The organism is Vibrio sp. CCUG 15886, assembly GCF_028570825.1.
Taxonomy (GTDB): Bacteria; Pseudomonadota; Gammaproteobacteria; order Enterobacterales; family Vibrionaceae; genus Vibrio; species Vibrio vulnificus_B.
In genome coordinates this window covers 154,184-176,126 of the sequence record NZ_JAQQBT010000008.1, presented here as the reverse complement: position 1 = coordinate 176,126, position 21,943 = coordinate 154,184, and the positions used below count along the sequence as shown (strand labels likewise).

Sequence of the window (21,943 nt, the reverse complement as noted above, 5' to 3'; positions counted from 1 at the left end):
AGTCCCTAGTCCCTAGTCCCTAGTCCCTAGTCCCTAGTCCCTAGTCCCTAGTCCCTAGTCCCTAGTCCCTAGTCCCTTAGCTCTTCTGTCATTTTCCTTCGAGCTCTCTGGTTCACTTCCACGAAACGGGCGTCTTCAGATTGTTTGGGTGTATAATTTTAAAACCTGTCATGTTGGTGAAGCTTTATGACATTCCCTTCACTGACATGGCTTAGTTATTGCTATTCCAATATCGGTTAAAACAAATTTTGTTGGTTTTGTCTTTTGGCACACTAATTGCTTTTGTTTAACCAATAACGGTCAGTTCTATTTGTAGAGGCAAGTTATGACTATCTCTTTTGACAAGGCACTAGGCATCCACCAACACACGGTGGGCGTGCGTGAACGCAATGCAGAGGTTATCTCTACTAACATTGCGCAAGCAAACACACCTGGCTACAAGGCAAGAGGGCTAGATTTTTCTAAGGAACTGCAGGCGGCAAGTTCGGGGGCAAGCATTGGTCTTAGCCGTACGGATGGTCGGCACATTCCTGCCACTACAACGGTAATGGGTGAAAAACTTTATCGTTTACCGACTCAACCAGATACCGGAGATGGCAATACGGTGGATTTGGATCTCGAGCGTAATTTGTTTATGCAGAATCAAATTCGTCATCAAGCGTCTCTCGATTTTTTGGGCGGGAAATTTAAGAACTTAACGAAAGCGATCAAAGGGGAATAATTAGATGAGCTTATTTAATGTGTTCAATGTGACTGGTTCTGCAATGAGTGCTGAATCTGTTCGTCTAAATACGACCTCAAGTAACCTAGCCAACGCGGATAGTGTCAGTAGTTCTGCTAAAGATACTTACAAAGCTCGTCACGCGGTGTTTGGTGCTGAGTTAAGTAATGCGATGTACAACCGCGGGGACACGGTTCCTGTGAAAGTACTTGGCATTGTGGAAAGCGATAAACCGCTGAGCGCGGAATACAACCCAGAGCACCCACTCGCAAACGATGAAGGCTATATCTACAAGCCTAATGTCAATGTGATGGAAGAAATGGCCAACATGATTTCTGCTTCACGAGCGTACCAAACAAACGTTCAAGTTGCAGATGCAAGTAAACAAATGCTGCTGCGTACGCTGCAGATGGGTCAATAGGGATAAGGAGGTAGCGTATGGCCGGAATCAATAACGTTGGTCAAAGCGGCTTGTCCTATATCGACCAGCTTAAGAGTTTGCAAGAGAGCAAGAAGCCAACAGAAACAACAGGTAAACAAGAGCTTAAACAAGAAGACTTTTTATCGTTGTTGACCAAGCAGCTTGCTCAACAGGATCCTTTTAAGCCGGTGAGTAACGACCAGATGATTGCGCAAATGGCGTCATTTGCGACCGTCGATGGCATCGGAAAGATGAACTCTCAGTTCGAGAGCCTCAACTCATCGATGACGTCAAACCAAGCATTACAGGCTTCTTCTTTAGTGGGTCGTGATGTTTTGGTTCCAGGAGCGGCGGGGCTGAAGCAAGAAAATACGGGTATGCCTGCCATGGTCAAACTTCCACAAGCAATGGATAACGTGATTGTCCGTGTGGAAAATGAAATTGGCCAACTGGTTCGTTCTTTTGAGGTAGGAGCGAAACCTGCGGGAGATAACCGTGTTGAATGGGACGGCAACGACGAAAACGGTAATCCATTGCCGGCTGGCAAATACAAAGTGAAGGCATCAGGTTTATTGGATGGTCAGTCAAGTGACTTCCCAGTATCCACTTATGCCAACGTAAACAGTGTATTGCTAGGTAAAGGTGATGGTAACGTACTGCTCAATCTGGCTGGCTTTGATTCGCCAGTTCGACTTGCTGAAGTACTAGAAGTTGGCAAAGCGTAATTACGCTGGCTAGATTCAGGAGATTTTGGAATGTCATATGTATCTTTAAGCGGTTTGTCCGCAGCTCAGTTAGATCTGAATACCACGAGTAACAACATTGCTAACGCCAATACCTACGGCTTTAAAGAGTCGCGTGCGGAGTTTGGTGATGTTTACTCTAACTCACTCTTTACCAATGCGAAAACCACTCCAGGTGGTGGTGTACAAGCAAACCAAGTGGCACAACAGTTCCACGAAGGTTCAAGTATTTACACTAACAACCCTATGGATTTGCGCATTAGCGGCACCGGTTTTTTTGCCGTAGCGAAAGACCGCATGGTACCCAACCAGAACGAACTAACACGTAATGGTGCATTTCATCTAAGCAAAGACAACTACATGGTGACGGCGAATGATGAATACTTACTGGGTTATCAAGTGGACCCGTTGAGTGGCGATGTGGCTTCTTATGAACCCCAGCCTCTGAACATCCCTGCGGAGTTTGGTAAGCCAAAGCAGACCTCGAATGTCACTGTGGGTGTTAACCTACCTGCCAGTGGTGCGCTTAAAGATCCACAGGCATTTGATTTCGAAGATCCAGATACGTATAACCGTTCTACTTCTTCGACGATCTATGACTCAATGGGTCAATCTTACAAATTAACCACCTACTATTTGAAAGATCAGACTCAGCCCAATACTTGGCAGACGTACTACACGGTAACAGACAGCCAAGGTGAAAAACCTCTCAATATTGCTGGCGGTGATGCGACCAACGCGACAGGTCATATTGGCCACACCGTTAAGTTCAATAATGATGGTACATTGGCAAGTCTCAACAATGGTCAGCCAATCATTTCAGATCCGCTTGGTGCTGGTGCTGTGCCGATTGATATGAACGGTGGCGATCCAACGCAAACCATCGCGTTTGATTTAAACTCATCAACCCAGTTTGCCGCGCCATTTGAGCTGACAAAGTTCGATGAAGATGGTGCCACCACGGGTTTCTTGACCAAAGTTGATATCGACGAAAACGGCAGTGTTTACGGTACATACTCTAACGGTGAAAACGTGACTCTAGGCCGAGTTGCCTTGGTACGTGTTCCAAATGAGCAAGGCTTGGATAAGAAAGGTGGTACGCAGTGGAATTCAACCAATAACTCAGGCGATAAAATCTGGGGTGAATCAAACAAAGGTTCATTTGGTACGGTTTCCAGCGGTGCGCTTGAGCAGTCGAATATCGATATGACTCAAGAGCTGGTGGATCTGATTTCTGCTCAGCGAAACTTCCAAGCAAACTCACGTGCGCTAGAAGTTCACAACCAGCTACAACAGAACATCCTGCAGATTCGTTAATCGTTTTTACATGACATTCATCTGGTGCTTAGCCTGAACGACCTCACTCAGGCTAAGCATTATTCACATCTATCATACTTTGCCTCTCTGATTGCCGATCGGCATCTTTTCTACCGATGGTTTGCCTCTCTCTGATTGCCTCTTTCGTAGTTATTCTTCTATATGTTTGAATTTATTGAGTAAAATTAATTGGCATGATGATTGCTTTTAAGGTCTTAGATTAAGATTTTTGGAGCGGATTATGGATCGTGCACTCTTTCTTGCTATGAGTGGTGCCAAGCAGAATATGCAGGCTCTGCAACTACGAGCGAACAACCTAGCCAACGTGAGCACAACAGGGTTTCGTGCAGATTTAGCACAAGCTCGTTCAATGCAAGCGTACGGTGAGGGGCTACCTACTCGAGTTTTCAGCATGACAGAGCGCCCAGGACATAATTTTGCTCAAGGCAGTGTGATCACCACAGGCCGTGACCTCGATATTACGATTGAGGGAAATGGTTGGATTGGGGTGATGGATAAACTAGGCAAAGAAGGGTTAACCCGTAACGGTAATCTGAAAGTCGATCAAAATGGACTACTGAGCAATGCCAGTGGACATTTGGTCCTTGGGGAAGGTGGTGCACCCATTACCATTCCTCTTCCTGTGAGCAAAATTGAAATCGGCCGCGATGGCACGATCTCGGTCTTACCTCAAGGAGCGCCAGCGGAAGAGATGGAAGAAATCGATCGTATTAAGCTGGTCAAGACCAATGACAGTGCCTTGTTTAAAGACACCAATGGCCTGTTCCGCCACAAGGAACCCAATCAGCCGTACGAAGCGGATCCAACCGTGCAAATCATGACAGGTGCCATTGAGGGCAGCAACGTGAATGCTGTTGGTGAAATGACGGCTCTGATTGACCTGCAACGTCAATTTGAGATGCAGGTAAAAATGATGAGCACAGCAGAAGAGATGGACAAGTCGTCTGATTCTCTGCTTCGTATGAGCTAACAGAATTAGAGGTCACAGATTATGCATCCGGCACTATGGGTAAGTAAAACGGGCTTAGACGCTCAACAAACCAATATCGCGACAATTTCAAACAACCTAGCGAACGCCTCAACCATCGGTTTTAAAAAGGGTCGTGCGGTATTTGAAGATCTGTTCTACCAAAATATTAACCAACCTGGCGGTCAATCTTCTCAGAATACGCAACTACCCAGTGGTTTGATGTTAGGTGCGGGCTCAAAAGTGGTCGCAACACAAAAAGTGCATACACATGGTAACGCCCAAACCACCACCAATGCGTTGGATCTGATGGTTGAAGGGGATGGCTTTTTCCAAATCACCATGCCCGACGGCAATATTGGTTACTCCCGCAATGGCCAGTTCACACTGAACGGTGAAGGTGTCGTGGTCACATCCGGTTCGGGTTATCCATTAGAACCTGAAATTGTGATCCCTGAAGACGCTATTTCCATTACTGTCGGTACGGACGGTGAAGTTTCTGTGCGTATTCGTGGCCAGCAGAATAACCAAGTGGTTGGGCAAATCACCATTACCGACTTTGTTAACCCAGGTGGTCTAGAGCCCATTGGTCAAAACCTCTACTTGCCGACAGGGGCGAGTGGTGACCCACAAGAAGGGGTACCTGGCCTTGATGGCTTGGGCGAAGTGCGCCAATCCATGCTAGAAACATCCAACGTGAACGTAACGGAAGAATTGGTCAACATGATCGAAGCGCAACGTGTTTACGAAATGAATTCAAAAGTCATCTCATCGGTCGATAAGATGATGAGTTTTGTTAACCAGCAGCTTTAAGCGCTGGTTAGCTAAACGAGTAGGAGAGAATATCGCCATGAAACGCATCAGTCTGATTGCTTTAGTCACCCTCATGAGTGGCTGTACCATGCTTGAGCCGATCGAAACCCCTGAAGTGGTCAATGCGACGACAGTGGTAGATGCGGTTGAAGGGGATAAGTCGAAGGACGAGAGCTCGGGTATCGTCGATACCTTGCGTGGACGTAGCGATCCCGTGGCAGGCGATCCTGCATGGGCTCCCATTCATCCGAAACAGCAGCCAGAGCACTACGCTGCGGAAACGGGCTCTCTATTTAGCGTGAATCATTTGTCGAATCTTTATGATGACTCGAAGCCTCGCGGCGTCGGTGACATCATTACCGTCACTCTGGATGAAAAAACCAATGCTTCCAAAAGTGCCAATGCGGACCTGTCGAAAAGCAACGATTCAAGCATGGATCCCCTTGAAGTGGGTGGGCAAGAGCTCAAAATCGACGGTAAGTATAATTTCTCTTACAACCTGACCAACTCAAACAACTTCACTGGCGATGCGTCGGCAAAACAGAGCAACAGCATCAGCGGTTACATCACCGTGGAAGTGATCGAAGTACTGGCCAATGGCAACCTCGTGATTCGTGGTGAGAAGTGGCTGACGCTGAATACGGGTGATGAGTACATTCGCCTCAGTGGCACAATTCGTCCTGATGATATTAGTTTTGACAACACTATTGCGTCAAATCGCGTTTCTAACGCAAGAATTCAATATTCTGGTACCGGGACACAACAAGATATGCAAGAGCCTGGATTCTTGGCACGATTCTTTAATGTCTCTCTATAAGCGGCAAAGCCGATGGCAATTTGACGGCTTGATCCTGCACTAGAGAAAGGTAAGTTAAGATGAAAAAGTTCACCCTACTGTTGTTATGTTTTGTATTGCCGATGACCTCGGCCTATGCGGCGCGTATTAAAGATGTTGCTCAGGTGGCAGGGGTAAGAAGCAACCAATTAGTAGGTTATGGTCTTGTCTCTGGTTTGCCTGGAACGGGTGAATCCACACCGTTTACCGAGCAGAGTTTTGCCGCAATGCTACAAAACTTCGGCATTCAGTTGCCTGCGGGAACCAAACCAAAAATCAAAAACGTTGCCGCTGTAATGGTAACGGCAGAACTTCCTCCTTTTTCTAAACCCGGTCAACAGATTGATGTGACGGTCTCCTCTATTGGTAGTGCCAAGAGCTTACGTGGCGGTACCTTGCTGCAAACCTTCTTGAAAGGTTTGGATGGGCAAGTTTATGCCGTGGCACAAGGCAACTTAGTGGTGAGCGGTTTTAGCGCAGAAGGGGCGGATGGCTCTAAAATCGTCGGCAATAACCCAACCGTCGGTATTATCTCTAGCGGTGCCATGGTTGAGCGTGAAGTGCCAACCCCATTTGGCCGTGGCGACTTCATTACATTCAACTTACTTGAATCTGATTTCACCACCGCACAACGCATGGCCGATGCCGTCAATAATTTCCTTGGTCCTCAAATGGCCTCTGCGGTCGATGCGACTTCGGTACGTGTGCGAGCACCCCGCGACATCAGTCAGCGTGTCGCCTTTCTTTCTGCCATTGAAAATCTCGAGTTTGATCCAGCAGACGGCGCAGCCAAAATCATTGTTAACTCACGTACGGGTACCATTGTGGTGGGTAAACATGTTCGATTAAAACCTGCGGCCGTGACTCACGGTGGTATGACGGTTGCGATTAAAGAAAACTTGAGTGTGAGTCAGCCGAATGGTTTCTCGGGTGGCGAAACCGTTGTTGTTCCCAATTCAGATATTTCAGTGACCGAAGAACAAGGTAAGATGTTCAAATTTGAGCCGGGCTTAACCTTGGATGATCTTGTTCGCGCGGTTAACCAAGTCGGTGCTGCACCGTCAGATTTGATGGCCATTCTACAAGCGCTTAAACAAGCGGGTGCTATCGAGGGACAACTGATCATCATCTGATCGGTTTGGAGGCAATATGATTAACAATCCAAACGACATCGGCTTTATTCACGACATTAGCAATCTTGATAAGCTACGTCAGCAAGCCGTGAACGATAAAGATGGCGGTGAACAAAAAGCACTAGAAGCGGCGGCAAAACAGTTTGAATCGATTTTTACTTCCATGTTGTTTAAATCGATGCGCGAAGCCAATAGTGGTTTTGAATCGGATTTGATGAACAGCCAAAACCAGCTGTTCTATCGCCAAATGTTGGATGAACAGATGGCCAGTGAGCTCAGCTCTTCCGGTTCGCTTGGCTTAGCGGACATGATTGTGGCGCAGTTAAGCAGTGGAAAAGGCATCGACAAAAATGAGTTGGCAATGCGTGAAGCGGGACAAGAAGCGCCACAACGTATGCCAATCAATCGCTCGAAAGCACGAGAAACCGAGCAGCGCCTGATTGAGTCAGGCCAGCTTGCTCGCAGTGATAAGGCAAGGTTTGATTCACCAGAGTCGTTCATTACTTCGATGAGACCTTACGCGGAAAGGGCGGCAAAATCCTTAGGGGTTGAACCCTCTCTATTGCTCGCACAAGCGGCCTTGGAAACAGGCTGGGGGCAGAAAGTGGTGAAAAATGCTCGTGGCAGCAGCAATAACCTCTTCAACATCAAAGCGGATCGCAGTTGGGCGGGTGATAAAGTCACCACGCAAACTTTAGAGTTCCACGACAATACGCCAGTGAAGGAAACGGCAGCGTTTCGTTCATACGATTCGTTTGCCGATAGCTTTAATGATTACGTAGCGTTTTTAAATAACAATCCGCGTTATCAGACCGCACTTCAGCACAATGGCGATTCTGAAAGCTTTATTCGCGGTATTCATCGTGCAGGTTATGCGACGGATCCTGAGTACGCCGACAAAGTGCTCAAAGTGCAGCAACGTATCGACAACATGTAATCTCCCAACGGCCTACTAAAAGTAGGCCGTTTTTTTACCCTTCCTTAACCCTTAAATCCTTTCTATATCAGTCATGTGTTTTTGTTGGCATATCTTTTGCATTTTTACCGTCAGGTGATCAGTTTTTACTGATTTGATTGAGTTTTTGGGGGCATTATGGCGTCGGATCTTCTGAATGTAGGTACTCAGAGCGTACTGACAGCTCAGAGACAATTAAATACTACCGGTCATAACATTTCTAACGTAAATACAGAAGGTTATAGCCGTCAGTCGGTCATTCAAGCGACCAATGATCCCCGTCAGTTTGGTGGTTCTACCTACGGTATGGGCGTGCATGTGGAAAATGTTCGCCGCTCTTGGGACCAATTTGCCGTTAATGAGCTTAATCTTTCCACCACCAACTTTGCCAACAAAGGGGATGTCGAAGCGAACTTAGAAATGCTTTCAAGCATGCTTTCTTCTGTTGCGTCGAAAAAAATTCCTGAAAATCTTAATGAATGGTTCGATGCGCTAAAAACCTTGGCGGACAGCCCAAACGATATTGGCGCGCGAAAAGTTCTACTGGAAAAAGCGCGAATCATCAGTGAAACCGTTAATGGCTTTCATGAAACCATTCGTCAGCAATACGATGTCACCAATAAAAAACTCGATATGGGTATCGAGCGTATCAACCAGATTGCGGTTGAAATCCGTGATATTCACCGCTTGATGATGCGCACGCCTGGTCCTCATAACGATTTGATGGACCAACACGAAAAGCTGGTCAAAGAGCTTTCTGAATACACTAAAGTGACCGTGACTCCGCGGAAAAACGCGGAAGGTTTTAACGTGCATATCGGCAATGGCCATACGCTCGTCTCAGGCACGGAAGCAAGCCAACTTAAGATGATTGATGGCTACCCAGACGTTCATCAACGTCGCCTAGCGATCTACGAAGGAAAGTCATTAAAACCGATTAAAAGCGTTGGTCTAGACGGCAAACTCGGCGCCATGCTTGACATGCGTGACAAGCAAATCCCCTATGTGATGGATGAACTTGGCCGCATGGCAGCCGGATTTTCTGATGAAGTGAACAAGCTGCAAAAACAAGGTCTGGATTTACGCGGCAATATTGGTGGTGTGATTTTTACCGATGTAAATGCCGAGGTGATCGCCAAATCAAGAGCCGTGACGGCGCCAGATTCGCAAGCCGAAGTGGCCGTTTTTATTAACGATTTAGCGTCGCTCAAAGGTGGTGAATATGCGCTTCGTTATGACGGCAGTAACTATACAGTGACCAAGCCATCGGGCGAAACGGTCTCCGTCTCTTTAGATTCAGCTAAGTCTGCGTTTTACATGGATGGTATGCGTGTTGAAGTGAGAAATGAGCCCAAAGCGGGCGAAAAAATCTTATTACGCCCAACGCGTAACTCGGCCGCGCAAATGCAAGTCGCAACGAATGATGCGAGTATGATTGCCGCACAAAGCTATGAAGCCTCCACCAGTTTTGCTCAAGGAACCGCTCAATTTAACATTTTGGCCGCGGGTGATTTGCGCGAGTTTGAAGTGATTGTGTCACCCCAAGGCGATCAGTTTGCGGTGATTGATACTAAAGGCAATGTGGTACGAAGCCCGGAGCCTTATCCACCCAAAGGTCCGGTTTCAGTGACCTTGCCATCATCGCATCCCAGTTATAAAGAGGGTAAAGAGACCGTCTTTGAATTGACCGCTGGCGCGTGGGCAAACGACAAGTTTACCGCCAACCTTGTTCCGTCTGAAGGTGATAACGGTAACTTGCGTAAAATGCAGCAAATTCAATTGGATAAAAAGATGGATGGTAATCAATCCACCATCATAGATGTTTATCATAACTTGAATACCAATGTGGGATTGCGCAATTCCACCGCAACGCGATTGGCCAATATTGCTCAGCATGAGAATGAAGCTGCACAAGAACGCATCGCGTCGATTTCAGGTGTTAACCTCGATGAAGAGGCGGCAAACATGATGCGTTTCCAGCAAGCTTATATGGCTTCGTCACGCATTATGCAGGCGGCCAATGACACCTTTAACACCATTTTGCAATTAAGATAGGGGAGCAGGTAAATGATTAGCCGTATCGCCAGTTTCCACAACTATCAGTCGGTGCAAAACGATTTGCGCCGCATGGAAAACAAAATCCATCACAACCAAGCGCAGTTGGCGTCTGGCAAGAAGTTGTTATCACCGAGTGATGACCCCCTTGCAACACACTACATTCAAAATATTGGTCAGCAATCTGAGCAGTTAAAACAGTATCTTGATGCGATCGTCCTAGTACGCAACCGTCTTGAGCAGCATGAAGTGAATGTGGCTAACCAAGAGCAGTTTGCAGACGAGGCGAAACGTACCGTGATGGAAATGATTAACGGTGCCTTATCGCCGGAAGATCGCCGCGCGAAACGACGTGAAATTGAGGAACTGGCCACCAATTTCCTCTACCTTGCCAATGCACAAGATGAATCCGGCAACTATACCTTCGCTGGCACCAAGCCAAAATCGCAGCCGTTTTTCCGTGACTATGATGGCACGGTGACTTATGCAGGGGATGACTACCAACGCAAAATGCGAGTGTCGGCCAATCTTGAAATGGCGATGAATGATCCTGGCAGTAAGTTGTTTATGGATATTCCGAATCCCTTTGGCGATTACGAACCAGAATATCAGTTGCAAAATGCTTCTGAGTTGTTGCTCGAAAAAGCAGTCAACGAAGACTATTTCGATAAAGCGACTTATCGCGTCACTATGGTTGATATGAGTAATGGTCGCTGGGGATACCAATTAGAAAAAGATGGCAGTGTGGTTGCCGCTGATGAGTTCAACCCATCAACAGGCATCCAGTATGAAGATCTTACGATTCAGCTCAAAGGTCAGATCCAGAAAGGTGACGTGATTGAGCTAAAGCCAAGAGAAACATTTTCTATTTTCGATAGCTTCAAAAATGCAGAGAAATACTCTGAAGCGTCGGTGTCTGATGCCAATGCCACGGCGAAGTTGCACCAAGTAACGGAAGAATTTCATGCTGCCTTTATCCATCTCAACAAAGCGCGCACCGACATTGGTGCTCGCCTAAGTACACTGGATATCCAAGAGCAGCAACATGAAGATTTCAATCTCTCTTTAGCGAAAGCGAAGAGTAATTTTGAAGACTTGGATTACTCCAAGGCAATTATTGAATTCAATGAGAATTCACGCGCGTTGCAAGCTTCGCAGCTCGCGTTTGGTAAAACGAAAGATCTCACATTATTTAATTACTTGTAGTGAGCAAGAACGAACCGTCTCTGAATGAGATGACGGTATCGTGAGTGTGAACAACAGACTTTAGGAAACCTCTTGTTGGTTTTTCAACATTGATGCCTTATGAGCCATGCCTTAAGTGCGGATAAGCAGAAAAACCTTGCCACCTTCCGGCAGATGTCTCTAAAAGCGGCAAAGCGGCAAAGTGGCAATGCCAGTAGATAGAGAGCAAAACAAAGAGGTTGAAGAAGTTGAAGAAAAAATATCACTTTGTAAGTGTATGTTTTCTTAGAGATAAGGCGGATAACAATCTTGTTTTGAAAAGTTGGCACACAAATTGAATCTACTAAATCAGAAATGATTTACCGGTTCTAAAAACTGCCACCGGCGGTTTTAGCAAGTAATTACGGTCAGTGCTTTTCCATAAGAGAGTAAAGCTGGCCGCTTCGCACAAGCTTGCGAACTCGAAAGGAGAGCAAAATGGCTGTAACAGTAAGCACTAACGTATCCGCGATGACTGCGCAACGTTATCTAAACAAAGCGACAGATGAGTTAAACACCTCAATGGAACGTTTGTCATCTGGTCATAAAATTAATAGCGCCAAAGATGATGCGGCCGGTTTGCAAATCTCTAACCGCTTAACCGCTCAGTCTCGTGGCTTAGATGTGGCGATGCGTAATGCCAACGATGGTATCTCTATCGCTCAAACCGCCGAAGGGGCGATGAATGAAGCGACGGCAGTCTTGCAGCGTATGCGTGACTTGTCGATTCAATCCGCGAACGGTACTAACTCAACGTCTGAGCGCCAAGCGATTCATGAAGAAGCGAGTGCTCTACAAGACGAAATTAACCGTATTGCTGAAACCACATCGTTTGGTGGACGCCGTCTACTGAATGGCACCTTTGGTGATGCAGCATTCCAGATTGGTTCTAACTCTGGTGAAGCGATGATTATGGGCTTAACCAGCATCCGTGCCGATGATTTCCGTATGGGTGGCACGACCTTCCAGTCTGAAAATGGCAAAAACAAAGATTGGGAAGTGAGCGCGGATAACGCAGAGCTGAACATCGTATTGCCAGAGATGGGTGAAGATGAAGATGGCAATGTTATCGATTTGGAAATCAACATCATGGCGAAAAGCGGTGATGATATTGAAGAATTGGCAACGTACATCAATGGTCAATCGGACTACATCAACGCATCGGTAAGTGAAGATGGCAAGCTGCAAATCTTTGTTGCTCAACCAAATGTGAAAGGCGATATCTCGATTTCGGGTAGCCTTGCCTCTGAACTGGGTTTGAGTGACGAACCGATTGCGACAACAGTACAAGATTTGGATCTGCGTACCGTGCAAGGTTCTCAGAACGCAATTAGCGTTATTGACGCGGCATTGAAGTACGTTGATTCACAACGTGCGGACTTAGGTGCAAAACAGAACCGTTTAAGCCACAGTATTAATAACTTGGCGAACGTTCAAGAAAACGTTGATGCATCGAACAGCCGTATTAAAGATACTGATTTTGCGAAGGAAACGACGCAAATGACGAAAGCACAGATTTTGCAACAGGCAGGTACTTCGATTCTTGCTCAAGCAAAACAATTGCCAAACTCTGCAATGTCACTATTGCAGGGCTAATAGTAATCCTGTGTCTGCTGTGGTTCAGACGTGAGCTTATAGATGCAGGATAACTTGGCAAGCAGCTTTACCGTGAATGAAGGGCTCTCTCATCTCTCACCTGCCTGACATTATTCGTGTAAAGTTGCTCGGTGCCGGAAATGTGTTCATTTCTCTTGATCTCCACATTGGCTCTGGCTACCAACCTAGCCCCGGTTCTCTCAAAGGAATAGGGGCTTTTTCTTTTTCTGCACAAACGCGTTTTTATACCGATGTGCACCTTCCACGATTCCATCTCGCTTTTTGATCGCTTTGTCGATGACCTTTTTCTATTGTGGCAATCTCATGCCCCTCATCTGGATGAGATGGTTTCTACCTTCTGCTCCTATGGCAAAGACGCGCAAAACTTTAGCGTTATTTTCGCTTTTTTCCTCTTTTTCCTGCTTTGGTCACGAATTTCTCACCAAATGAACTTTTCTCAAAAAAATCGTCTTTTTCCTCTAAAGGATTTTCAAGCTGAGCCGTTAATAGAAGTAACTTTGAGAGAACTACTTGGTTTTCCGAGACGTCGGAAACCGTAATATCGGAAAATCAATTGGAGAATTCATCATGGCAGTGAATGTAAATACAAACGTAGCAGCAATGACAGCACAGCGTTACCTGAATAACGCAAACAGCGCACAACAAACTTCGATGGAGCGTCTGTCTTCAGGTTTCAAAATCAACAGTGCAAAAGATGACGCAGCCGGTCTGCAAATCTCTAACCGCTTGAACGTGCAAAGTCGCGGTCTAGACGTTGCGGTACGTAACGCCAACGACGGTATCTCAATCGCACAAACCGCAGAAGGTGCGATGAACGAGACCACCAATATCCTGCAACGTATGCGTGACCTATCTCTACAATCAGCGAACGGCTCAAACTCAAAATCTGAGCGCGTGGCGATTCAAGAAGAGATCACCGCATTGAACGACGAGCTAAACCGTATCGCAGAGACCACGTCTTTTGGTGGTAACAAGCTGCTAAACGGCACTTACGGCACGAAAGCAATGCAAATTGGTGCGGATAACGGTGAAGCGGTCATGCTGTCACTGAAAGACATGCGCTCTGACAACGTGATGATGGGTGGCGTGAGCTACCAAGCTGAAGAAGGCAAAGACAAGAACTGGAATGTGGCCGCAGGCGACAACGACTTGACGATTGCACTGACAGACAGCTTTGGTAACGAGCAAGAGATCGAAATCAACGCGAAAGCGGGTGATGACATCGAAGAGCTAGCGACGTACATCAACGGTCAAACTGACCTTGTAAAAGCGTCAGTGGGTGAAGGCGGCAAGCTACAGATCTTTGCTGGTAACAACAAAGTTCAAGGTGAAATTGCTTTCTCAGGTAGCCTAGCTGGTGAACTTGGCCTAGGCGAAGGCAAAAACGTCACGGTAGACACGATTGACGTGACAACCGTACAAGGTGCGCAAGAGTCGGTAGCGATTGTGGATGCGGCACTGAAATACGTAGACAGCCACCGTGCAGAGCTGGGTGCATTCCAGAACCGTTTCAACCATGCAATCAGCAACTTGGACAACATCAACGAGAACGTGAACGCGTCGAAGAGCCGAATCAAAGATACCGACTTCGCGAAAGAAACGACTCAGTTGACCAAGACACAAATTCTATCGCAAGCATCAAGTTCCATTCTTGCGCAAGCGAAACAAGCGCCAAACTCAGCGCTAAGCCTACTAGGCTAATCTCTGAGCAGCAGCGGTTAATTTCGGTAAGCAGGAGCCAGGTAGTCTTACCTGGCTCTTTGTTTAATATCCTCGACGCAAGATGTTCGCGGCATAGGTTGACGGTTTTCTCGTTATTGCCGAATGAACGGAATTGAAACAGGAGAGGGATATCGATTAAATGGTTTCACTCAATACCAACGTGTCTGCGATGGTCGCTCAGAGGCATCTGAGCACAGCGGCAAGTCAGGTAGCTGAAACCCAAAAAAATCTAAGTTCCGGATTCCGAATTAATAGTGCCAGCGATGATGCCGCTGGAATGCAGATAGCGAATACGCTTCATGTCCAAACTCGTGGTTTGGATGTGGCATTAACTAACGCTCATAGTGCTTATGCCGTTGCAGAAACAGCGGAAGGGGCGTTGGAAGAGGGCAGTGAAATACTGCAGAGATTGCGATCTCTTTCTCTTCAAGCCGCAAACGGGTCGAACTCCGATGATGATCGGCAAAGTTTGCAGTTGGAAGTGGTGGTATTGAAAGATGAAGTGGAAAGAATAGCCAGGACAACCACATTTGCGGGTAAAAATCTGTTTGATGGAAGTTATGGTTCAAAAAGTTTTCATCTTGGGGCAAATTCTAATTCCATTTCTTTGCAACTCAAAAACATGCGGACTCACATTCCTGAGATGGGCGGGTATCATTACCTTGCCTCGGAGCCAGCGGATGATGATTGGCAAGTTGACAAGGAATCAAGGCAACTTAGCTTTACTTTTCGAGATAGCGAAGGGGATGATCAATCCATTAAGATCTCGCTTAAGCCTGGAGACAGTCTCGAAGAAGTCGCTACGTATATCAATTCACAGCAAAATGTTGTGGAGTCCTCGGTGACGGATGATCGGCGATTGCAGTTTTATGTCGCTAATCGTCACGCTCCTGATGGTTTAAATATCTCAGGAAGCTTGGAGGGAGAGCTAGACTTTGAGTCGCAAGGCCAGGTTACGCTCGATGATCTCGATATCAGTAGTGTGGGTGGTGCTCAATTGGCGATTGCTGTTGTTGATACTGCAATTCAATATCTGGATTCTCACCGAAGTGAAATCGGCAGTTTTCAAAATCGGGTAGAGGGGACGATGGACAATTTGCAAAGTATCAATCGCAATGTCACTGAATCAAAAGGGCGAATATGGGATACCGATTTTGCGAAAGCATCAACCGCTTTAGTGAAGTCTCAGGTATTGCAACAGGCTACCTCTGCCTTGTTGGCTCAAGCCAAGCAAGCCCCAGGCAGTGCAATTGGATTGCTATCTTAGGTTGCTCACAAAAACAAAAAACGCTGCCAATGGCAGCGTTTTTCTGTTAACTGTTTTTCTGCTAACTAAGTAGTAATTACTTAGTTACGCGTAGAACTGGTGTTTCACCAACAACAACAGAACCAGAAAGCTTATTCAGCTCTTTGATTTCGTCCATGTTAGAGATAACAACTGGAGTTAGTGTTGACTTCGCTTTCTCTTCAAGAAGAGCAAGATCGAATTCAATTACAGTGTCGCCAGCTTTAACAGTTTGACCTTCTTCAGCGATACGAGTGAAGCCTTCGCCTTTTAGTTCAACTGTGTCGATACCGAAGTGAACAAACAGTTCAACACCATCGTCAGACTCGATAGAGAATGCGTGGTTAGTTTCAAAGATCTTACCGATAGTACCGTTTACAGGAGCTACCATTTTGTTGCCTGTTGGTTTGATAGCAATACCGTCACCAACGATCTTCTCAGCAAAAACAACATCTGGCACATCTTCGATGTTCACGATCTCACCAGACAAAGGTGCGATAATTTCGATTGCACCGGCGCTAGCGCTGTCATCAGATACAAGCTTCTTAAGTTTGTCAAACAGACCCATTGTGTCATGCTCCTAAGGTTTAGTTTTATTCTGTCGAATTATAGTATACCAATCCGAGCAGTTAGACGACTTTTTTTAGCCGCCTAACATATTATATAGGCTCGAAAATTGGTCAGCAGATTACTTAGAGTGCTCTGCGATGAACTTTTCTACACAAGCTTCGATTTCAGCTGCTGTTGGCAATGATAGCGCTTCTTCTGCCATTGCTTTCACTGCTGCAAAGTTTGCATTGCGGATCACTTTCTTCACTTTAGGAATAGAAATACCGCTCATAGAGAATTCATCTAGACCCATACCCAATAGTAGAAGGGTAGCACGCTCATCACCTGCTAGCTCACCACACATACCAGTCCATTTACCTTCTGCGTGAGAAGCATCAATCACTTGCTTGATAACCGTTAGTACAGCTGGTGACAGTGGGTTGTAAAGGTGAGAAATCATCTCGTTACCACGGTCTACGGCGAGTGTGTACTGAGTTAAGTCGTTAGTACCGATAGAGAAGAAAGAAACTTCCTTCGCTAAATGGTGAGCGATTGCTGCTGCAGCTGGAGTTTCAACCATCACACCGATTTCGATGTTTTCGTCGAATGCAAGACCTTCTGCGCGAAGTTCTGCTTTGTACTCTTCGATCGCTTCTTTCAGCGCGCGAATTTCTTCAACAGAGATGATCATTGGGAACATGATACGTAGTTTACCGTGTGCTGAAGCACGTAGGATTCCACGTAGCTGGTCACGAAGAATTTCGCGACGATCTAAGCTGATGCGAACTGCACGCCAGCCTAGGAATGGGTTCATCTCTTTTGGAAGATCCATGTATGGTAGATCTTTATCACCACCGATATCCATTGTACGGATAATGACAGCTTGACCTTCCATTGCTTCTGCAACTTCTTTATATGCTTGGTACTGTTCTTCTTCTGTTGGTAGCGCGTCGCGATCCATGAAGAGGAATTCAGTACGGTAGAGACCAACACCTTCACCACCATTACGGATGATGCCATCACAGTCTTTTACTGTACCGATGTTGCCGCATACTTCTACGCGGTGACCATCTAGTGTTTCTGCGTGTAGGTCTTTCAGCTTCGCCAACTCTTCTTTCTCTGCTAGGAACGAAGCTTTCACAGCTTTCGCTTCTTCAATTTGAGCTTCAGAAGGGTTAACGATAATTTTGTTGTTCATTGCGTCAAGAATCAGCATATCGCCATTCTTAACTTTCTTTGTGATGTCGTTTGTACCAACAATCGCAGGAAGCTCAAGTGAGCGAGCCATGATTGAAGTATGAGATGTACGACCACCGATGTCACAAGCGAAACCAAGAACGTAATCTAGGTTGATTTGCGCAGTTTCAGATGGAGTGAGGTCGTAAGCCACCAAGATAACTTGTTCGTTGATATCACTTAGTGAAACAATGTTGATACCAAGAGCATTTTTGACAAAACGAGAACCGATATCACGGATATCCGTTGCGCGTTCCTTCAGGTATTCATCATCAAGAGATTCTAGAGCGGTTGCTTGCTCTTCGATAACAGTGTAAATCGCGTTGTCTGCAGTCATCTTCTCTTTTTTGATGAGTGCTAGGATTTCTTCCTCTAGCTCTTCATCTTCAAGAAGCATGATGTGACCTTCGAAGATCGCTTCCTTCTCTTCACCGAAAGTTTCTAGCGCTTTCTGCTTGATTGTTTCTAGCTGTGCAGAAGATTTGCTGCGCGCGTCGTAGAAACGCTGAACTTCAGCTTCTACTTGAGCTTCGGTGATAGTGTTAGTGTTTAGGACAATTTCATCTTCTTGAAGTAGTAGTGCTTTACCAATTGCAATACCAGGAGATGCCAGGATGCCTGAAATCATAGCCTTACCTTAAGTTGGTCAAACGTAAACGGGAATGTGTGACTAAATCGCTAACGAAAAATTGTAGCTGACTAATCGGTTGTACTTTGAACAAAGCCATTTAGTGTGAGCTAAATGGCTTTGAGGAATACATTGATTAGTGTAGTTGATCCATTAGAGCAACTAGGTGATCAACTGCTTGCTGTGCTTGTGGGCCTTCAGCAGAGATTGTAACTACAGTGCCTTTTACAAGACCTAGAGTTTGTAGTTTGAACAGACTCTTAGCGCTTGCGCTTTTGCCGTTAGAAGTCACAGTGATATCCGCGTCAAAAGCTTTAGCTTCTTTTACGAATTGAGCAGCTGGGCGAGTGTGAAGGCCGTTTTCTGCTGTGATTTCTACTTGCTTCTCGTACATGTGATATACCCCAATTGAATGTATTTTTGTTAGTCAAGACTCGTTTTAGCTTAACCGCTTTACTTGAACCGCGCCAGAGCACGAGGGGAGCAAGCGTGTTGAAGCAGATACGAGTCAAAAGTTTATGTAATACGCTTTATGCTTTGTTGCATAAATGTCAAAAAACTTTCTTTATCGCTTCTTTATTTTGAAGCTAAAAATAAAACACCCTGATATTACCAAAGGTGAGGCAAGGATCAACAAAAAAGCCCCTGAATGGGGCTTTTTTGAACGAAAAATTGATTTGAACCCGTATTACTGCTGGTTCTCTTTCTCAGTAAAGATGCCAGCAAATAGGGCCGTACTTAGGTAACGTTCACCAGAGCTAGGTAGTACGGTAACAATGGTTTTTCCTTCGAATTCAGGGAGTTCAGCAAGGCGGTTTGCCGCCACCACGGCAGCACCTGATGAAATACCCGCCAAGATACCTTCTTCTTCCATTAGGCGACGAGCCATTTCAATGGCTTCTTCCGATGTCACTTTCTCAACACGGTCAATCAGTGACAAATCGAGGTTACCAGGAATGAAACCTGCGCCGATACCTTGGATTTTGTGTGGTGCTGGCTTGATTTCTTCACCTGCCAGCGCTTGAGAAATTACAGGAGATTCTGTTGGCTCAACAGCAACGGAAAGAATTTGTTTCCCTTTCTCACCTTTGATGTAACGGCTGGTACCAGTAATGGTACCACCAGTACCTACACCAGCAACAAAGACATCGATAGCGCCATCTGTGGCTTCCCAGATTTCTGGACCAGTGGTCTTTTCGTGGATTTCTGGGTTTGCTGGGTTATTGAATTGTTGAAGAAGTAGGTACTTTTCAGGGTTGCTAGCAACAATTTCTTCTGCTTTAGCGATCGCACCTTTCATGCCTTTCGCCGCTTCAGTAAGCTCTAGATTTGCACCAAGTGCTTTCAATAGTTTACGACGTTCTAGACTCATGGACTCAGGCATCGTCAGTGTCAGCTTGTAACCACGAGCAGCTGCAACAAATGCCAGCGCAATACCAGTATTACCACTGGTTGGCTCTACCAATTCAACACCTGGTTTCAGTTTGCCTTCTTTTTCTGCTTCCCAAATCATGTTTGCACCGATACGGCACTTAACACTGAAGCTAGGGTTGCGTGCTTCGATTTTCGCGAGCACTTTACCGTTACTCACTTTGTTCAAACGAACCAGTGGAGTATTGCCAATAGTCAGAGAGTTGTCTTCGTAGATTTTGCTCATGGTGATGTTCCTTCATTACACGTTTAGTGAATACGAATAGAAGGATATGACTGATAATTCAAAGGGAAAAGGATTAAATAGTTATATCTTATGAGAGTGATGTTTCTACTCGGAAAAAACTTGCCACCCATCATTAAGGTGGCAAGTGCTTAAACTATCCTCGCTTAAACTCATTGACCCACATGGCCGTCGCGCCACAAACGGCAACAGGCATCACGATCAAGTTAAGAATAGGGATGGAAGTACACAGGGATACCATAGCGCCGAAGGTATAGGCTTTAGATTGGTTTTGTTTCAAAGTGTTTCTCATCTCATGAAAGGACACTTTGTGGTTGTCGAATGGGTAGTCACAATACTGAATTGCTAGCATCCAAGCGGTAAAAATAAACCACAGAAGAGGCGCGACGGTTTGGCCTAAAGCGGGGATAAGTAGCAGTAAGAATAAACCTATTGCTTTAGGGAGTACGTAAAGCAGTTTTCGCCATTCGCGAGCCAAGACGCGAGGTACATCTTTAATGACATCAGAAAAGCCATCGTTGTTACTTTTTTGCCCCGTCAGTTTTTCTTCCACTTTGTCCGCAAGGAGGCCATTAAATGGCGCTGCAATGAAATTGGCCAAGGTACTGAAGAAATATGAGAAGGTCGCGATGATCGTCAGTGCCAATAGCGGCCATAACAGGTAACTCAGCCAAGAAAGAAAATCGGGTAATTGACCTATCCACCCCTCAATCCAGAGATTAAGGTTAGAGAATAAATAATAGAGTGCTCCTCCAACTAGGAGGATGTTTGCAAGCAGTGGCATGAGTATGAATCGTTTCACGCCGGGTGATAACGCCAGTTCCAATCCATAGAAAAAATAACCAAATCCGCTACGCTTTGTGTACGTTGTGTTCATCTTATTGTTCTGCTTAAGAAATGAATGAACTCATTGTACCCAACTGAGGAAAGAAAAAAAGCGTGCAAGAAATCACACCAATCTTTGAACTTCTAACATTAATTTGTTCTAACTCTTTCGATAACTTTGGTAAAGTAACCAGATATTTTAGGTTGATAGATTCACAGACCCTTGTGTGTCTCTGGGATTATGAGAGTAAATAATGCAGGAATTGCGATTCGTACTCATTGTGGTTGGCGCATTAGCCATCATGGCGCTGCTGTTTCACGGACTTTGGACGAGTAAAAAAGAAGGGAAGGCAAAATTTGGTGATAAACCATTAAGCAAGCTTGATTTGGGAGAAAGCGAACCTAAAGAGAGCGAGATGTATGTTGCCCCTGAAGATGATTACGAAATTATTCGAAAAGAGCGTAAAGAACCCGCGTTTGAAGACGAGAAGCCCTTTTCTACGAGTGGTGTTATTGGCGATCCATTGATTGATGATCTTCATAGCGGACAAGATAAAGAGAATAAGTTCTCACAACCTAAATTTGATGATGATATTACGGTCGCAGAGGCAGAAGCAGCCGCTTCGATTGAGCAGGATGCGCCTGCTTGGGTTGAGCAACCTCAGGAAATAGATGAACCTCTTACTCATCATCCTGACGAGATTGACGCGTTTTCAGGTGAAGAGACCATCGTAGAGCTCGATGAGCCGACGTCACAAACGGTAGAGCCAGAACTGCAAGTTATTGTTCTTAATGTACATTGTGCTGGTGATTCTCCCTTTGTTGGCACCAAGCTGTTTGATAGCATGCAACAAAATGGCCTAGTGTATGGCGAAATGGATATTTTCCATCGACATCTTGATATGTCGGGTACTGGTAAAGTGCTGTTTAGTGTTGCAAATATGATGCATCCAGGCACGCTAAAACATGATGATCCAGCGGAATTCTCGACTAAAGGTATCTCTTTCTTTATGACCTTGCCTTGTTATGGTGAGGCTGACCAGAACTTTAACTTGATGCTAAAAACCGCGCAGAAAATCGCGGATGATCTCGGTGGTAATGTGCTTGATGATAAGCGCAATCTTATGACTCCAGATCGCCTTGCGGGTTACAGAAGGCAAATAGTTGAGTTCAAAGCGGCAAACGCTTAAGCTTCCAATAT

Annotated in this window: 20 protein-coding genes; 15 read left to right on the top strand and 5 right to left on the bottom strand. The window is 45.7% G+C overall.

What is annotated here, in order from left to right; all coding sequences use genetic code 11:
• The first annotated feature begins 325 nt into the window (after window positions 1-325).
• The 14 genes from flgB (at window position 326) to PQQ36_RS15540 (ending at window position 15,811) form a co-directional block, all read left to right on the top strand.
• Window positions 326-721: a flagellar basal body rod protein FlgB gene (gene flgB / locus PQQ36_RS15605; RefSeq protein ID WP_011078341.1), complete on the top strand. Its 396-nt coding sequence runs from the start codon at window positions 326-328 to the stop codon at window positions 719-721.
• Between the two features lie 4 nt (window positions 722-725).
• A complete protein-coding gene (flgC, locus tag PQQ36_RS15600; RefSeq protein ID WP_011078340.1) occupies window positions 726-1,142 on the top strand; it encodes a flagellar basal body rod protein FlgC in 417 nt (138 codons plus the stop codon).
• Window positions 1,143-1,159: 17 nt separating this feature from the next.
• On the top strand, window positions 1,160-1,867 hold the full coding sequence (gene flgD, locus PQQ36_RS15595) for a flagellar hook assembly protein FlgD (protein WP_011078339.1): 708 nt from the start codon (window positions 1,160-1,162) through the stop codon (window positions 1,865-1,867).
• 30 nt (window positions 1,868-1,897) lie between these two features.
• On the top strand, window positions 1,898-3,202 hold the full coding sequence (flgE, locus tag PQQ36_RS15590; RefSeq protein WP_011078338.1) for a flagellar hook protein FlgE: 1,305 nt from the start codon (window positions 1,898-1,900) through the stop codon (window positions 3,200-3,202).
• A 241-nt stretch (window positions 3,203-3,443) separates the two neighbouring features.
• Entirely contained in the window at window positions 3,444-4,193 is a 750-nt protein-coding gene (gene flgF, locus PQQ36_RS15585; RefSeq protein ID WP_011149747.1) for a flagellar basal-body rod protein FlgF, read from the top strand.
• A gap of 21 nt (window positions 4,194-4,214) precedes the next feature.
• A complete protein-coding gene (flgG, locus tag PQQ36_RS15580; RefSeq protein WP_011078336.1) occupies window positions 4,215-5,003 on the top strand; it encodes a flagellar basal-body rod protein FlgG in 789 nt (262 codons plus the stop codon).
• A gap of 37 nt (window positions 5,004-5,040) precedes the next feature.
• Window positions 5,041-5,820, top strand: coding sequence for a flagellar basal body L-ring protein FlgH (gene flgH, locus PQQ36_RS15575; RefSeq protein WP_011149748.1), 780 nt, complete (start codon window positions 5,041-5,043; stop codon window positions 5,818-5,820).
• Between the two features lie 59 nt (window positions 5,821-5,879).
• On the top strand, window positions 5,880-6,971 hold the full coding sequence (locus PQQ36_RS15570) for a flagellar basal body P-ring protein FlgI (RefSeq protein WP_011078334.1): 1,092 nt from the start codon (window positions 5,880-5,882) through the stop codon (window positions 6,969-6,971).
• A 16-nt stretch (window positions 6,972-6,987) separates the two neighbouring features.
• Window positions 6,988-7,908, top strand: a complete 921-nt coding sequence (gene flgJ, locus PQQ36_RS15565) for a flagellar assembly peptidoglycan hydrolase FlgJ (RefSeq protein ID WP_011149749.1) — start codon at window positions 6,988-6,990, stop codon at window positions 7,906-7,908.
• 156 nt (window positions 7,909-8,064) lie between these two features.
• On the top strand, window positions 8,065-9,981 hold the full coding sequence (flgK, locus tag PQQ36_RS15560; protein ID WP_011149750.1) for a flagellar hook-associated protein FlgK: 1,917 nt from the start codon (window positions 8,065-8,067) through the stop codon (window positions 9,979-9,981).
• Window positions 9,982-9,993: 12 nt separating this feature from the next.
• Window positions 9,994-11,187 (top strand): flagellar hook-associated protein FlgL, encoded by a 1,194-nt coding sequence (gene flgL, locus PQQ36_RS15555; RefSeq protein ID WP_011078331.1) that lies wholly within the window; start codon window positions 9,994-9,996, stop codon window positions 11,185-11,187.
• 456 nt (window positions 11,188-11,643) lie between these two features.
• Window positions 11,644-12,801 (top strand): flagellin, encoded by a 1,158-nt coding sequence (locus tag PQQ36_RS15550; protein ID WP_011078330.1) that lies wholly within the window; start codon window positions 11,644-11,646, stop codon window positions 12,799-12,801.
• A gap of 588 nt (window positions 12,802-13,389) precedes the next feature.
• A complete protein-coding gene (locus PQQ36_RS15545; RefSeq protein WP_011078329.1) occupies window positions 13,390-14,523 on the top strand; it encodes a flagellin in 1,134 nt (377 codons plus the stop codon).
• 160 nt (window positions 14,524-14,683) lie between these two features.
• Window positions 14,684-15,811: a flagellin gene (locus tag PQQ36_RS15540; RefSeq protein WP_013572256.1), complete on the top strand. Its 1,128-nt coding sequence runs from the start codon at window positions 14,684-14,686 to the stop codon at window positions 15,809-15,811.
• A gap of 76 nt (window positions 15,812-15,887) precedes the next feature.
• On the opposite strand, the gene crr is transcribed toward PQQ36_RS15540, so the two are convergent.
• The 5 genes from crr to cysZ form a co-directional block, all read right to left on the bottom strand.
• Complete coding sequence (crr, locus tag PQQ36_RS15535) at window positions 15,888-16,397, bottom strand: PTS glucose transporter subunit IIA (protein WP_011078327.1); 510 nt, start codon at window positions 16,395-16,397, stop codon at window positions 15,888-15,890.
• Window positions 16,398-16,517: 120 nt separating this feature from the next.
• Window positions 16,518-18,242 (bottom strand): phosphoenolpyruvate-protein phosphotransferase PtsI, encoded by a 1,725-nt coding sequence (gene ptsI, locus PQQ36_RS15530; RefSeq protein WP_013572255.1) that lies wholly within the window; start codon window positions 18,240-18,242, stop codon window positions 16,518-16,520.
• A gap of 136 nt (window positions 18,243-18,378) precedes the next feature.
• Window positions 18,379-18,636 carry an HPr family phosphocarrier protein gene (locus PQQ36_RS15525; protein WP_011078325.1) on the bottom strand — a complete coding sequence of 86 codons (258 nt, stop codon included), beginning with the start codon at window positions 18,634-18,636 and terminating at the stop codon, window positions 18,379-18,381.
• A 294-nt stretch (window positions 18,637-18,930) separates the two neighbouring features.
• A complete protein-coding gene (cysK, locus tag PQQ36_RS15520; protein ID WP_011149755.1) occupies window positions 18,931-19,899 on the bottom strand; it encodes a cysteine synthase A in 969 nt (322 codons plus the stop codon).
• Between the two features lie 154 nt (window positions 19,900-20,053).
• Window positions 20,054-20,794, bottom strand: a complete 741-nt coding sequence (gene cysZ, locus PQQ36_RS15515; RefSeq protein WP_011078323.1) for a sulfate transporter CysZ — start codon at window positions 20,792-20,794, stop codon at window positions 20,054-20,056.
• Window positions 20,795-20,996: 202 nt separating this feature from the next.
• On the opposite strand from cysZ, the gene zipA reads away from it, so the two are divergent.
• Window positions 20,997-21,932 (top strand): cell division protein ZipA, encoded by a 936-nt coding sequence (gene zipA / locus PQQ36_RS15510; protein ID WP_013572253.1) that lies wholly within the window; start codon window positions 20,997-20,999, stop codon window positions 21,930-21,932.
• The last annotated feature ends 11 nt before the right edge of the window (window positions 21,933-21,943 follow it).